General features: G+C 65.1%; 11 protein-coding genes. 2 read left to right on the top strand and 9 right to left on the bottom strand.

Annotated elements, in window-relative coordinates:
- Window positions 1-116: 116 nt before the first annotated feature.
- On the bottom strand, window positions 117-428 hold the full coding sequence (locus tag Q1U94_RS01275; RefSeq protein ID WP_300541116.1) for a hypothetical protein: 312 nt from the start codon (window positions 426-428) through the stop codon (window positions 117-119).
- Window positions 429-562: 134 nt separating this feature from the next.
- The gene (locus Q1U94_RS01270; RefSeq protein WP_300541114.1) at window positions 563-2,170 is read right to left on the bottom strand and encodes a carboxyl transferase domain-containing protein; all 1,608 of its coding nucleotides are present in this window, start codon (window positions 2,168-2,170) and stop codon (window positions 563-565) included.
- A 327-nt stretch (window positions 2,171-2,497) separates the two neighbouring features.
- On the opposite strand from Q1U94_RS01270, the gene Q1U94_RS01265 reads away from it, so the two are divergent.
- Window positions 2,498-3,133 carry a hypothetical protein gene (locus Q1U94_RS01265; protein WP_300541112.1) on the top strand — a complete coding sequence of 212 codons (636 nt, stop codon included), beginning with the start codon at window positions 2,498-2,500 and terminating at the stop codon, window positions 3,131-3,133.
- An 86-nt stretch (window positions 3,134-3,219) separates the two neighbouring features.
- The gene (locus Q1U94_RS01260) at window positions 3,220-4,965 is read left to right on the top strand and encodes a patatin-like phospholipase family protein (RefSeq protein WP_300541110.1); all 1,746 of its coding nucleotides are present in this window, start codon (window positions 3,220-3,222) and stop codon (window positions 4,963-4,965) included.
- Here the strand turns inward: Q1U94_RS01260 and Q1U94_RS01255 are convergent.
- From Q1U94_RS01255 to mgtE, 7 genes are all read right to left on the bottom strand, one after another.
- Entirely contained in the window at window positions 4,962-5,471 is a 510-nt protein-coding gene (locus Q1U94_RS01255; RefSeq protein WP_300541108.1) for a lysozyme inhibitor LprI family protein, read from the bottom strand. The two genes, Q1U94_RS01260 and Q1U94_RS01255, sit on opposite strands and share 4 nt — an antisense overlap.
- 73 nt (window positions 5,472-5,544) lie before the next feature.
- Window positions 5,545-6,249, bottom strand: a complete 705-nt coding sequence (locus Q1U94_RS01250) for a flavodoxin family protein (protein ID WP_300541106.1) — start codon at window positions 6,247-6,249, stop codon at window positions 5,545-5,547.
- Window positions 6,250-6,324: 75 nt separating this feature from the next.
- A complete protein-coding gene (locus Q1U94_RS01245; RefSeq protein WP_300541104.1) occupies window positions 6,325-7,578 on the bottom strand; it encodes a serine hydrolase domain-containing protein in 1,254 nt (417 codons plus the stop codon).
- An 86-nt stretch (window positions 7,579-7,664) separates the two neighbouring features.
- Window positions 7,665-8,837 (bottom strand): isovaleryl-CoA dehydrogenase, encoded by a 1,173-nt coding sequence (locus tag Q1U94_RS01240; RefSeq protein WP_300541102.1) that lies wholly within the window; start codon window positions 8,835-8,837, stop codon window positions 7,665-7,667.
- Window positions 8,838-8,900: 63 nt separating this feature from the next.
- A complete protein-coding gene (locus tag Q1U94_RS01235) occupies window positions 8,901-10,745 on the bottom strand; it encodes a hypothetical protein (RefSeq protein ID WP_300541100.1) in 1,845 nt (614 codons plus the stop codon).
- A gap of 66 nt (window positions 10,746-10,811) precedes the next feature.
- A complete protein-coding gene (locus tag Q1U94_RS01230; RefSeq protein WP_300541098.1) occupies window positions 10,812-11,759 on the bottom strand; it encodes a kelch repeat-containing protein in 948 nt (315 codons plus the stop codon).
- Between the two features lie 48 nt (window positions 11,760-11,807).
- A complete protein-coding gene (gene mgtE, locus Q1U94_RS01225; RefSeq protein ID WP_300541096.1) occupies window positions 11,808-13,199 on the bottom strand; it encodes a magnesium transporter in 1,392 nt (463 codons plus the stop codon).
- Window positions 13,200-13,210 lie beyond the last annotated feature (11 nt).

Here is a 13,210-nt window from a genome sequence, read left to right as displayed (position 1 = left end):
CGGTCCCCTTCCGCCACTGAACTCGGCCCCAGCTTACCCCAAGACGGAGCCGTATCGTTAACGATCTGTCGAAATGCCGCCCTTGGAAAGCAGGTTCTCCTGTCAGGCGAATTTCGTTAACTTTTTACCACAACCCGTTTGATCGCGAAAAGAATTCCGACCACGATCAGATAACCCACGAACAACACCCCGACATAGCGCCAGAAATGAGGTTCCAGGAGCGGGGGAAGGTGAAAGCCGCCGGATTCGGCAATGACCGGCGCCAGCGTTTCCAGCACCACATGCGCCAGCACGGCGCCCCCCGCGATCAGGGGCAGGCGCGCCCAGGCCGTCATCGTCAACGCGGCCACGACGGCCACCAGAAGTCCGAGCACGGCGTTGACTTCGGCAAAGCCCTCCCGGGCGAAACTCAACACCTGTTCAAGCATGGATACAAACGCCCCCTCACCCGCAAACATCCGGGTTCACACGGCGGATATTAACAAACTTTAACACTTTGTCACGCGATTTATCGAACGGTGTTCTCGCGCAACGCTTTGAGTTTTTGGAAATATTAAGCCCGCTACATCCGGAACACGCCGAACCGCGTCTTCTCGATCGGGGCGTTCAGCGCCGCTGACAGGGACAGGCCCAGCACACGGCGCGTGTCGGCCGGTGCGATAATTCCGTCATCCCACATCCGGGCGGTGGAGAAATAGGGGTGGCCTTCCTTCTCATAGCCCTCGCGGATGGGCTGTTTGAAGGCCGCCTCTTCCTCGGCCGGCCAGTCCTCGCCACGCGCTTCCATGGCGTCGCGCTTGACCGTGGCCAGCACCGATGCCGCCTGTTCGCCGCCCATCACCGAGATGCGCGCATTGGGCCACATGAAGAGGAAACGCGGGGAATAGGCGCGCCCGCACATGCCGTAATTGCCCGCTCCGTAGGAACCGCCGATGATGACGGTGAATTTCGGGCCCTTGAAGGTCGACACCGCCGTGACCAGTTTGGCGCCGTCCTTGGCGATACCGCCGGCCTCGTATTTCGAGCCCACCATGAATCCGGTGATGTTCTGCAGGAAGACCAGCGGGATGCCGCGCTGGGCGCACAGCTCGATGAAGTGGGCGCCCTTCTGGGCACTTTCGGAAAACAGGATGCCGTTATTCGCGATAATGCCGACCGGCATGCCGTAGAGCCGGGCGAAACCGGTCACCAGTGTCTCGCCGTAGAGCTTCTTGAACTCGTCGAATTCCGACCCGTCCACGATGCGGGCGATCACCTCGCGCACGTCATAGGGCGCGCGCGTATCGGTGGGGATGATGCCGCCGAGTTCGTCCGGGTCGTATTTCGGCTCACGCGGTTCGCGCACGTCCAGACCGATCTGCTTGCCCGAATTCAGCGTGCCGACGATGCGGCGCGCCGTGTGCAGGGCATGCTCGTCATTGGCGGCGTAATGGTCGGCCACACCGGAGACCCGGGCGTGGACATCGGCACCGCCCAGATCCTCGGCGGAAATCTCCTCGCCCGTCGCGGCCTTCACCAGGGGCGGCCCGCCCAGGAAGATCGTGCCCTGCTTGCGCACGATCACCGTCTCGTCGGACATGGCCGGTACATAGGCGCCGCCCGCCGTGCACGAGCCCATCACGACGGCGATCTGGGGAATGCCCTCGGCGGACATGTTCGCCTGGTTGAAGAAGATGCGGCCGAAATGATCGCGGTCGGGAAAGACCTCGGCCTGGTGCGGCAGGTTGGCCCCGCCGCTATCGACCAGATAGACGCAGGGCAGGCGGTTCTGCATCGCGATTTCCTGGGCGCGCAGATGTTTCTTCACCGTCATCGGATAGTAGGCGCCGCCCTTGATCGTGGGATCGTTGCACACGACCATCACTTCGCGGCCCGACACACGCCCGATACCGGCGATCATGCCGGCGCCGTGCACATTGCCCTCATACATGCCGTTGGCCGCCAGCGCGCCGATCTCCAGGAATGGCGAACCCGGATCGAGCAGGCGCTCCACCCGGTCGCGCGGCAGGAGTTTGCCGCGAGAGACATGACGATCGCGCGAACGTTCCGATCCCCCACGCGCCGCTTCGGCCGTCTTCGCGCGCAGATCGGCAATGAGGGCGTCCATGGCCGCAGCATTCTCGCGGAATGCGTCGGATTGCGGGTTGATGGCGGAAACGATCTGGGTCATGGGGTGCGGCCTGAATTGGTCAATCAACGGCGCTGCTTAACCCGCCCGGCCCCTGTTGCGCAATTGCCGCTTCATGCGGTTTGCGCCCTGGCGCCCGTTAAAAAAACGCATGAAGCGATGGAACCTGTCGATAACCTGCACGTTTAACGCGCAGACCGCCTTGGAACCGACACACTTCTCACGTAGGTTTTTAACCGGCCGGCAGTATGGATGAGTTATGACAGGGACGCCGGCTTAACCAGTGATTCAGCTCTCCCGAACAGGCTGATGGGGATAGCGAGCCGGATTCGCTAGACTGGCGTTCCGGATCGTTCATGGGAGGTGACGATGCGCAAGCAGCTTCTTGTTTCGATTGCGTTTATCGCAATGTCGAGCCCCCTTTCGCATGCCCAGACATCGGCCGATTCGCAAGCCTGGCTGAACGCTCCGGTTGGCGCCGAGGCCGGCGGAACGATTCGCTGGCGCCTGACGCCGGAGACCGCCTCGCCCACCCCCGTCATCCTGACAGAATCGGCATCGGACGACCGCGAGATATCGGCCATCGCCAGCCAGATCGATTTCTACCCCTTCGGGCAGGACTTCTTCCTGTCTGCCGGTACCGTCACCCCGCGTGACCCGGCCCGCTATCCGATGTGGAACCGCCAGGACGGCCAGCCGGCCTGGGCGGCCTTCCCGCACGCCGGACTCACCGAGGACACCGATCGCAGCCGCATCGACACACTCACCCGTTATTTCGGGGCCGGCGTCACGGTCCGCTCCATCGAGAATTGGAGCCTGACGGTGGAAGGCGGTGCCTATTTCCAGGACAATAGCGAGGACCAGCTCGTCCTGTTCGACCCGGAGACAGGCGAACGCATGCGCCTGCTGGAAGATCTCGACGATATGAGCGCCGAAGCGGTCGGAGAGACACAGTCGCGCTCGGTGCGCCCGGTGGGCCACCTGGTCCTGCGCCGCCGTTTCTGACCGCACGCGCCGCACGGCGCGTCCCTCTTCATATACCTGCGCCGCGCCCCTAGAGTGCCCTCCGATACCAGCCTTCGGCGAGCGGCATGCCCCTCAACCTGTCCTTCCTGCCTTTTCTCAACCGGATCGAGAAATCCGTGCTCGACGCCGTCGAACACGAGGTCGAATGGTTCTGCCTGCCCGCAGGCAAGCTCCTGTTTCGCGAAGGCGACAATGCGGACGCCTTCTATCTCGTGCGATCCGGCGCCCTGGCAGCCTTCCGTGCCGGCGCGCTGGGCCGGCCCGATCTGCTGGGCTATATTCGCGCCGGCGAACCGGTGGGCGAAATGTCCCTGCTGGACGAAACGCCTCATTCGGCCAGCGTCTATGCCTTGCGCGATTCGGAACTGGTGCGCCTGCCCAAGGCCAGTTTCGAACGGCTGACCTCGAAACATGCCGGGCTGATGCGCGAATTGTCGCGCATGATGCTGGCCCGCCTGCGCGGGCATGGCCGCTCGGCCGGTTCGGAACCGCGCGTCTTTGCCCTGATCTCCACCTCTCCCACCATCGATCTGGACTATCGGGCCAAGGAACTCAGGGCCGCGCTGGAAGGCATGGGAAGCAGTTGCGCCATTGCCGATGAAAGCTGTGCCGACTGGTCCGGACAACAGCTCGACCGGCTGGAACAGGCGCACGATATCGTGCTCCTGACCGCCCGCTTCTCCGATCCGGCCTGGGCGCGGCGCGCCATGGGCCGGGCGGACCGCTTGTGGCTGTTCGCTCGGGCCGATGCGCGCCCCTCCTCCCCGCTCCTGCCCGACGATCCCTCGCCCGCCATGCGGCTGAAACTGCTCGATGTCGTGCTGCTGCATCCGGGCGGGGTCGAGGCTGCCTCGCGGCCGCAGGACTGGGCCGATGCGTCGGACGCAGCACGCGTTTTCCACTGGCGCCAGAAGGAACACCGCGCCGATACCGCCCGGCTCGCCCGCACCCTGGCCGGCAAGTCGGTCGGACTCGTCGTCTCCGGCGGCGGCGCCCGCGCCTACGCCCATCTCGGCGCGATCCGGGCCCTGCGCGAGGCCGGCATGCCGTTCGATTTCGTGGGCGGCGCATCGATGGGTGCCATCGTCGCAGCCGGAATTGCCCTGGACTGGGATGATGACGAGCTGGAATGGCGGATCCGCAAGGCCTTCGTAGACAGCAATCCGCTGGACGACTGGACCCTGCCCGTCATTTCCATGACCAAGGGCGAAAAGGTCGACATGAGGCTCAAGGAGCATTTCGGCGACGTCGAGATCGCCGAAATGGCGCGTCCCTTCTTCTGCCTCTCCTCCAATCTCGCCTCCGGCCGGCCGCACGTGCACCGTTCGGGGCGCCTGCGCGATGCGCTGCGAGCCTCGATCGCGATTCCCGGCCTCTTGCCGCCGGTCGTCGTACACGGGCAGATCCTGGTCGACGGTGCGGTCTTCACCAATTTCCCGGCCCGGGAAATGCGCTCCTTCCATCGCGGCGCCGTCGTCGGCGTCGACGTCACCCGGGCCCAGGGCCTCAATCCGGACGATTTCATCGATCCGCCAAATTTCTTCGGCTGGGTGCGCAAGCATGGCTTCAAATCGCCGCCGCCCATCGCCTCGCTGCTGATGCGCGCGGCCACGGTCGGCGTGGCCGACCATCGCGATATCGGCCGTGAAGCCGCCGATCTTCTCATCCTGCCCGACACGCCGGTCGACATCCGTGAATGGGAGCGTTTCGACGAAACCGTCGAGGCCGGTTACGAAGCCGCCCAGAGCATGCTGGCCGGGATCGACGACGCCACAAGGGCAATGCTGGGCCTGCCGCCAGATACGCCCTAGTTCGCACTTTCTTCCCGTTGCCAGCGCTGCAGCACGAGCGTGCGTTCGGCCGTTTCCAGCATCAGGCACACCGCAGCCTCGACATCGGCCGGCGAGCCGCCGGCATTGAGCGACGCGCGGAAGGCGCAATCCGCATCGCGCAAGACGATCCAGGCCCGTTGCGCATCGCGCAAAGCCGTGACGGCAACGTCCGGCAGACCGCCCTGCAGCGCCGCATAGGCCGCATCGAGCCGCGCATCCCAGACGGCACGCTCCTCGTCGTAGCACCGTATCATGCCGGAAGTGGTCTCACCGCCTTCGGACAGCGTCATGCAGGCCCGCGCATATTCGCCGATACAGGCATGGCGCGCATCGATCGCGTCATGGCGATGCAAACACATGGCCAGTGTATCGCCGGCCGACAGGCGCGGCATCTGGCCCTGGCCGCCACCGGCGGGCGCGGACGCACAGGCCGGAGCGGCAGCGAGGCCGGCCGCGAACAGCAATGCCAACACGGTTTTCGTCACCGCACACTCTCCCGTCTTCCGGGCTCGACGCTAGCAAGCGGCGTTCGGCCCGTCATCCCTTTTGCAGATGGGTCTACCGGTATTCCGGATTGGGATGATCGAAGCGCTCGCCGGCGTCCCAGTCGCGGCGCGAATTGCCCTGGGCGGGCAGGCCTCCGGCACGCTTCAGCAGCGCCGCCATATGCATCAGGTTCCAGCTCATGAAGGTCGTGTTGCGCTGGGTGAAATCATTCTGCGGCCCCCCCGATCCCGCGTCGAGATAGGACGGTCCCGGCCCTGCCTCGCCGATCCAGCCGGCATCCGCCTGGGGCGGAATGGTGTAGCCGACATGCTGGAGTGCATAGAGCACGCTCATGGCAACATGTTTGATCCCGTCCTCGTTGCCGGTGACCAGACAGCCGCCCACCTTGCCGTAATAGCCGTACTGTCCCTTCTCGTTCATGTCCCCGGACTGGGCATAGAGACGCTCGATCAGCATGCGGGCGACCGAGCTCTCCTCGCCCAGCCAGATCGGTGTGCCCACCACGAGAATGTCGGCCGCTTTCACGCGCTGCCAGATTTCCGGCCAGTCGTCGCGATCCCAGCCATGCTCCCTCATGTCCGGATATACGCCCGGCGCGATACGGTGATCGACCAGGCGGATGGTCTCGGCCGCGACACCCTGTTTTTCCATGACCGCCTGCGAGACCTTCATCAGGCCTTCGGTGTTGGAGACGTCGGGCGACTTCTTCAGTGTGCAGTTGATGAAGGTGGCTTTGAGATCGGAATAGTCGGTCATGAAGAAGCTCCAGGTAGCGAGATATGCCTGGAGCCTAGCACGTCATTGCAACCTGTTCCGGGAGCTGACGTTGCCTCACTCAAGCTGGTCTTCCGTCTCCGGATCAAAGATCCGCACCAGATCCCCATAGACGCCGGCCCAGTCGCCGAAGGGCCAGACATGGCCGTTGATCATCATGGAGATAGCCATGCGCTTTTCCGGCACCACGACCAGCCAGGACATCGCCCCTTTCGAGACGCCGCCATGATGCACATAGACCAGATCGTCCCCGACGCCGCGCACGCCTTCATTGCGGCGCCATCCCAACGCATAGCTTTGCTCGTTCACCGATCCGTCGGCGAGGGTTTGCGGCGTCCAGAACATCTCCCGCGTTTGCGGGCTGATGAAGCCGTCCTCCAGCCAGGCCGCGCCCATCCGCGCGAGATCTTCCGGCCGTGCCATGAACCCGCCGCCGGCGAGTTTGGAGCTCAGATCGACCGCCCGCCAGCGCTGCACCGTGCCGCGCGGGGAGACGTGATAGAATTCCGCGCGCTCCGGCGTTTCCGCATCGGGCCGCGGCGTGTCGATCCCCAGTGGCCCTCGCACCCATTCGTCCACGAGATCCGGATAGGGCGCACCGCCGACCGTCTGCAGCACTGCCGCCAGCAACTGGATGTCGTAGGAAGAATAGTGGAAATCCGTGCCCGGCTCGAATAACAGATCCGATCCGTCGAACAGGTCCAGCGTCTCGGTCGCATCGCCATAATGGCGCTGCAGGCGCATGCTCGACCACAAGCCGCCCAGATCCCGGTTTTCCTCGTAACCGACAATACCCGCGGTGTGCGAGGCCAGCTGGCGCAGCGTGATATCCGCCCAGTCCGGATTGGGCAGATCGTCGAGATAGGCAGACACCGGCGCGTCGGGATCGACCAGGCCCGCATCGACCATCCGCGCGAACAGTGTGGCGGTCACGGCCTTCGACGTGGAGCCGATGCGGAACAGGGTTTGGGGACCGGCCGCGCGGCCGGCATCGACGTCCGCATAGCCCAATGCACCCGACCAGGCGATCTCGCCATCGACCGCCACCGCAACAGACAGGGCAGGCATACCGATCGTGGCGAGATGATCCTCGAGCACTGCCTGCGCCGCGCCGGCCCTGTCTTCCTGACCGGGCGCCACGCGGCCTTCGCTGAAGGGTCGGTCTCCGGGGAGCGCGATCTCGGGTTCCGACCTTAGAAAGGGGAAGCCCTCGGAAAGATAGCCGCGCTGGGACACCACGAGGGTGACCAGTCCCGCCAGGACAACAAGCCCGGCCAACAGTGCGTAGCCGCGCCAACCCATACGTGTCATGGAATTCCCCGTTACCGTCCATGAGAACGATAACAGATGCGTGGAGCGGGGCCAGTCCTGCCGGGACAATCCGGCCCGGATTTATCCTACGCTGTCTCGCCGAACAATTCCCGGCCGATCAGCCAGCGGCGGATTTCCGAGGTGCCCGCGCCGATTTCGTAGAGCTTTGCATCGCGCAGCAGACGGCCGGTCGGGTATTCGTTGATATAGCCGTTCCCGCCCAGGAGCTGGATCGCATCCAGCGCCATCTGGGTGGCATTCTCGGCGGCGTAGAGGATGGCGCCGGCGGCATCCTTGCGCGTGGTCTGGCCGCGGTCGCAGGCCTGGGCCACGGCATAGACATAGGCGCGCGTGGCGTTCATGCGCACATACATGTCGGCCAGCTTGCCCTGGACCAGCTGGAATTCGCCGATCGAGCGGCCGAACTGCTTGCGCTCGCGAATATAGGGCATCACCACATCCATGCAGGCCTGCATGATGCCGACGGGACCGGAGGCCAGAACCGCACGCTCATAGTCCAGGCCGGACATGAGCACTTCCACGCCGCCGTTGAGCGGGCCCATGATATTCTCTTCGGGCACCTCGCAGTCCTCGAAGACCAGCTCGCCGGTTTCCGAACCGCGCATGCCCAGCTTGTCGAGCTTCTGGGCGACGGAGAAGCCCTTGAAATCGCGCTCGATGAGGAAGGCCGTGATCCCGCGGGAGCCCGCATCCGCATCGGTCTTGGCATAGACCACCAGCGTATCCGCAGCCGGCGCATTGGTGATCCACATCTTCGAACCGTTGAGCACGTAGCGGTCGCCGCGCTTTTCCGCTTTCAGACGCATGGACACGACATCGGAGCCGGCGCCCGGTTCGGACATGGCCAGCGCGCCGACATGCTCGCCCGAGACAAGCTTGGGCAGATAGCGCGCCTTCTGCTCCGCATTACCCCAGCGCCGCAGCTGGTTGACGCAGAGATTGGAATGGGCGCCATAGCTCAGCCCCACCGATGCCGAAGCACGGGAGATCTCTTCCATCGCCACGACATGCTCGAGATAGCCCAGTCCGGACCCGCCCTGCTCTTCCTCGACAGTTATGCCGAGCAGGCCAAGATCGCCCATCTTCTGCCAGAGATCGGCAGGGAAGACATCGCTCTCGTCGATCGCGGCCGCGCGCGGCGCGATCTCGTCGGAGGCAAAGGACTGGACGGTATCGCGGATCATGTCCGCGGTATCGCCGAGGTGGAAATCCAGCGTGGGGTATTGGTTCGAAATCATGACGCGCGATGTATCACGCGCGCCGGACCGGTCAAGACAGACCGGTGAAATGCTTGAAATACTTTACCAGCCTTTGGCTTGATCGGGGCGGTTTCGTTTCAACCTTTCCACGATGGCCGAGATCATCGGCCACGCAGACGCCACCATGAGGAATACACCACCGATGGTTGCCCAGGCATCCATGGTCAGCGTCCGCTCGGCCAGCATCCGCCCCCAATCGCCATAGGTGACGGCAAAACCGTATCCCGCAACGACACACCCGGCGATGAAGATCGACAGGAAACCCCAAATCCCGTCATCCGGCTTGGCGGCCGGCTTCTTTTGTTCCGCATGCATGTCCGTCGCGAGGTCCCGGGGCGAAAACTCCTCATCGCCGGTCAGCGGATCCTCCCCCGGCATCAGCGGGTCGCCTTCCACGACATCGGGCCGGGTAGCGCTTTCGGCCTGGACAGGACCGCCCTCCACTTCACCCACCGCACCCGCACTTTCAGCCGGTGTCTCGGCGGGATGAGGCGGCGGCGTGCCGTCCCCAGCAACGGCCACCGCGCGCTCGACGATATCAGCCACAGCGTCTTCCTGTGCGTCGCCCTCCCGCATGTCGCCGGCCTGGGCGTCAGCATCCTGCACGCCGCTGTCCTGAACATCGGCGGAGATAGCGGATGTTTCAGCCTCGCCGGCAGCGTCCGGCTCACCGAGAACGTCGGATACAGGCACGCTTTGGGCGGGGTCCGCGCCCGCCCGGAACCGGCCTGCGAGAACCGAGGTGAAGGCATAGCCCAGCCCCACACCCTCCGGCAGGTCGAGCGCATATTTCTCGCGCGCTTCCGCTTCCGCAACGGGCGCTGCCCCGGCGCGGCCGGGGCCGGCTTCTCCGGCCACCTGCTCCGCTTCGGGAATTCGGGTCAGGGCAAAGCCCAGCTCCGTCCCTGCCGGCAGGCTGAAATCGGCCAGTGGCGCGGGGGCTTCAGGTTCGGCCGCTGCCGTGTCCGGTTCAGCCGGTTCCTCGGCCTCGATCTCCTGGGCCATGCGCGCCATGACCTGTGCCTCGGCACTCTTGCCCGCCGATTCGTCCGCATCGGCGCGTGAGGCCTCGGCCTGGACCGGTTCGCCGGCTTCCTCATCGACAGGCTCGGCGGCCGCCTCTGCTTCGGGCATAGCTTCAGCGGATCGGAATTTGCCCTCGATCGGTTCGTCGCTCAGATCGGAAACCACGGTCTCCATCGGCGCCATGACGTCCTCGGCCGCAAGATGCTCGCGCTCCTCCAGCGGCATGGCCTCGACAGTGGCCAGGATGCGCGCGATCTCGGCCTCGGCTTCGCGACGGCTGGTGATGGCCCGGTCCGGCATGGGTGGCGGAGGCGGCGCATAGTCCTGTACGGGCCCGGCGTCGCGGCCGCCGGCAATCGCGCCTTCCAGCACGCGCTCCTCGCTGGGATGTTCGACCTTGATGACCAGTTCGACGGGTTGCGACCGCACTTTCGCAGGCGCCTGTGCCGCCAGGAACATGGCGCTTTCGGCTTCGCGGCGGGGATTGCTGCCATCGCCATGGGAGGCCAGCGCCTCGCCGGCTGCATCCATTCGCCCCTCGAACAGATAGCGCGCCACATCCGAACCCCGGAAGGCGTCCAGGCCGATATCGTGGACGAAGGAAATCAGGGCATCGCGCTGGCCGCGCGCCAATTGGACCGACGTCATCTCGTCGATCGCCTGCTCGGCCCGCATCACGTCATAAATCAGAAGCAGCGAGGCTTCTTCCTCGCTGACCTTGATGCCGCGGCGTGCCGCTGCCCGGTGGCCATAGCCGACCACCCAGCGCCCGTCGGGGCCACGTTCGGCTGTGTCCCGGAAGGGCTCGAAGCGTTGGATCAGCTCGCGGGCGGCCGGAGAGGATTTCAGTCGCGGTTTCATCGTGTTCCGTTTCGGGACGTCGCACAGGCAGTTGACAGACGTCCCTGCAAGCGCGGCGCCGCCGCGTCAGCTGGCATCGTCGAGGAAGACATCGGTTGAATCCAGGGCGGTGAACGGAGCGAAGAAGCCACCGCCCGATCCGCCGCCGACCAGGAATATACCGTCTTCCAGAACCGCCGCATCCGCACCGGTACGCGGCGCGGGCAGGTCCGGCTCGGACAGCCATTCCCCTTCGCCCGGTTGCCAGGACAGGTGGGTCTGCAATGTCGTGCGCCCGTCAGCCGCCAGACCACCGAACAGGTGGATGCGGCCATTGTGGACCGCCGCCGCCACGCCGGAGCGGGCATCGGGCAGGTCGGGCCCTCGTGTCCATTCGCCGGATTCCGGGTCGAACACATCGTGTTGCGCGCTCGCACCCGCAGCGCCCGTCCCGCCGATCACATGGATCTGCCCGTCGAGGACGACCGCTGCCGCGCCCCGGCGCGTCACACCGGCGGGAGCCTCCAGCGTCGACCAGGACCGGGTCTCGTGATCGAACACAAAAACCGAGCCGTCATCGCGCAGCCCGCCGATCGCGTAGAGCCGGCCATTCACGGGAACCAGCGTGAAATCCGCCTTGGGCGCCGGCATGGCCGCTTCGCTTTGCCAGATATTGCCCTCCTGGGACCAGGACCACATCGCCGCACTGGGACCGACACTGCCGGTCTCGTCCGGCGCGTAACCGCCCGCGGCATAGATGCGGCCGGCAATCCCGGCCATGCCGAACTGTTCCAGACCGCGTGGAAGCGGCGTTTCGGGAAACCAACGGTCATAAGCCGGGTCGTAACTCTCGAACTCGCTGCGCGGTGTGGTGAGACCGGAGCCGCCGGCTGCGAAAATGCGGCCCTCATGCACCGTCACGGACAGACCGGCCCGCGGCGCATCAAGCCGCGCCGCTCGGTCCCAGCGCCCCTCTGCCAGTGCCGCATCGGCCGGCAACAGGCATATGGCCACAATACAGATCAGAAAACGCACACCTATCACCCCGAAAACTCGTTGATGCCCTTGCCCGGCGCCATATCATCACAACAGAACCAGCGTCGCCAGTCCCAGGAAGGCCAGGAAGCCTACCACATCGGTCACGGTGGTTACGAATACCGAGGACGCCACAGCGGGGTCGGCGCCCGCGCGAACCAGCCCGAGCGGGATCAGGATTCCCGACAGGCCGGCACATGCCAGGTTCAATACCATGGCCAGGGCGATCACCGCAGCCAGCTCCCAGTCCTGGAACCACACAACGGTCACCAGCCCCATGACCACGGCAAAGATAAGGCCGTTGACGGCGCCTGTGGCCAGTTCGCGCCAGACCACGCGCATGGCGTTGGCCGCCGTCAGATCACGCTCGGCGATAGAACGCACGGCCACGGCGAGGGATTGTGTGCCGGCATTGCCGCCCATCGAGGCCACGATCGGCATCAGCACCGCCAGGGCAACCACCTGGGCAATGGCACCCTCGAACAGCGCGATCACGCCGGACGCGAGCACTGCCGTGGCCAGATTGACCAGCAGCCAGGGCGCCCGCGAACGCACGGACCGGTAGACATTGTCGGCCAGGCCGGCCTCGTTAACCCCGGCCAGGGCCAGGAGGTCTTCCTTGTTCTCGTCCTGGATAACATGGACGATGTCATCCAGGGTCAGCATGCCGGTCAGCCGGCCCGCGCTGTCGACCACCGGGGCCGAGACGAGGTGGTATTTCTGGAACAGGTAGGCCACTTCCTCCTGGTCGGTCTCCGGGTCGACCAGAATGCGCGGAGTCTCCATGAGTTCGCGCAGCGGCACGTCCCGCTTGGCGCTCAACAGCCGGCAGACCGGTATCTCGCCAACCGGACGGAACCCGGTATCGATGACGAACAGATCGTGAAACTTGTCAGGCAATTCCTCGTCCGTGGCGCGCATATGGTCCAGCGCATGCCCTACGGTCCAGAATTCCGGCGCAGCCACGAATTCGCGCTGCATGAGACGGCCGGCCGTCTCATCCTCGAAGGCGAGGCTCTGTTCGACCGCCTCGCGGTCGATTTCGGAAATCTCCGCCAGCACGGCGGCCCGAATGTCCTCGTCGAGCTCCTCGACGACCTCGGTGGCATCGTCTGAGTCTAGTTCCTGGATCGCCGCCGCAAGATGCGAGGGATCCAGATAGGCCATGACGACTTCGCGCGCATCCGGCTCGAGCTCGGCCAGCACATCACCGGTGAAGATATCGGGCGTGATCGTGGCCAGGACTTCCTGCTGGCCGGCCGACAATTGCTCCAGCACATCGGCGATATCGGCTTCGTGCAGGGGGGCGAGCATGCGCCGGATAAGGTCTGCGTCCTGATCGGCGATCGCCTGGCGCAGATTGCTGACGAATTCCGGGTCGGTATCGGCACGCGCCGGGGAATCGGCGAGGAGGTCGTCTTCGAATGCGGCTTCGCTCATCCTTCCCTCCT

This window comes from Maricaulis sp. (assembly GCF_030149515.1).
In the GTDB taxonomy this organism is placed as follows: domain Bacteria; phylum Pseudomonadota; class Alphaproteobacteria; order Caulobacterales; family Maricaulaceae; genus Maricaulis.
This window is presented reverse-complemented; position numbering and strand designations above follow the sequence as displayed.

Coding starts and splice junctions, on each gene's coding strand:
- Q1U94_RS01275 (WP_300541116.1), bottom strand. CDS start 428: ATGCTTGAACAGGTGTTGAGTTTCGCCCGGGAGGGCTTTGCCGAAGTC.
- Q1U94_RS01270 (WP_300541114.1), bottom strand. CDS start 2,170: ATGACCCAGATCGTTTCCGCCATCAACCCGCAATCCGACGCATTCCGC.
- Q1U94_RS01265 (WP_300541112.1), top strand. CDS start 2,498: ATGCGCAAGCAGCTTCTTGTTTCGATTGCGTTTATCGCAATGTCGAGC.
- Q1U94_RS01260 (WP_300541110.1), top strand. CDS start 3,220: ATGCCCCTCAACCTGTCCTTCCTGCCTTTTCTCAACCGGATCGAGAAA.
- Q1U94_RS01250 (WP_300541106.1), bottom strand. CDS start 6,249: ATGACCGACTATTCCGATCTCAAAGCCACCTTCATCAACTGCACACTG.
- Q1U94_RS01245 (WP_300541104.1), bottom strand. CDS start 7,578: ATGACACGTATGGGTTGGCGCGGCTACGCACTGTTGGCCGGGCTTGTT.
- Q1U94_RS01240 (WP_300541102.1), bottom strand. CDS start 8,837: ATGATTTCGAACCAATACCCCACGCTGGATTTCCACCTCGGCGATACC.
- Q1U94_RS01235 (WP_300541100.1), bottom strand. CDS start 10,745: ATGAAACCGCGACTGAAATCCTCTCCGGCCGCCCGCGAGCTGATCCAA.
- mgtE (WP_300541096.1), bottom strand. CDS start 13,199: ATGAGCGAAGCCGCATTCGAAGACGACCTCCTCGCCGATTCCCCGGCG.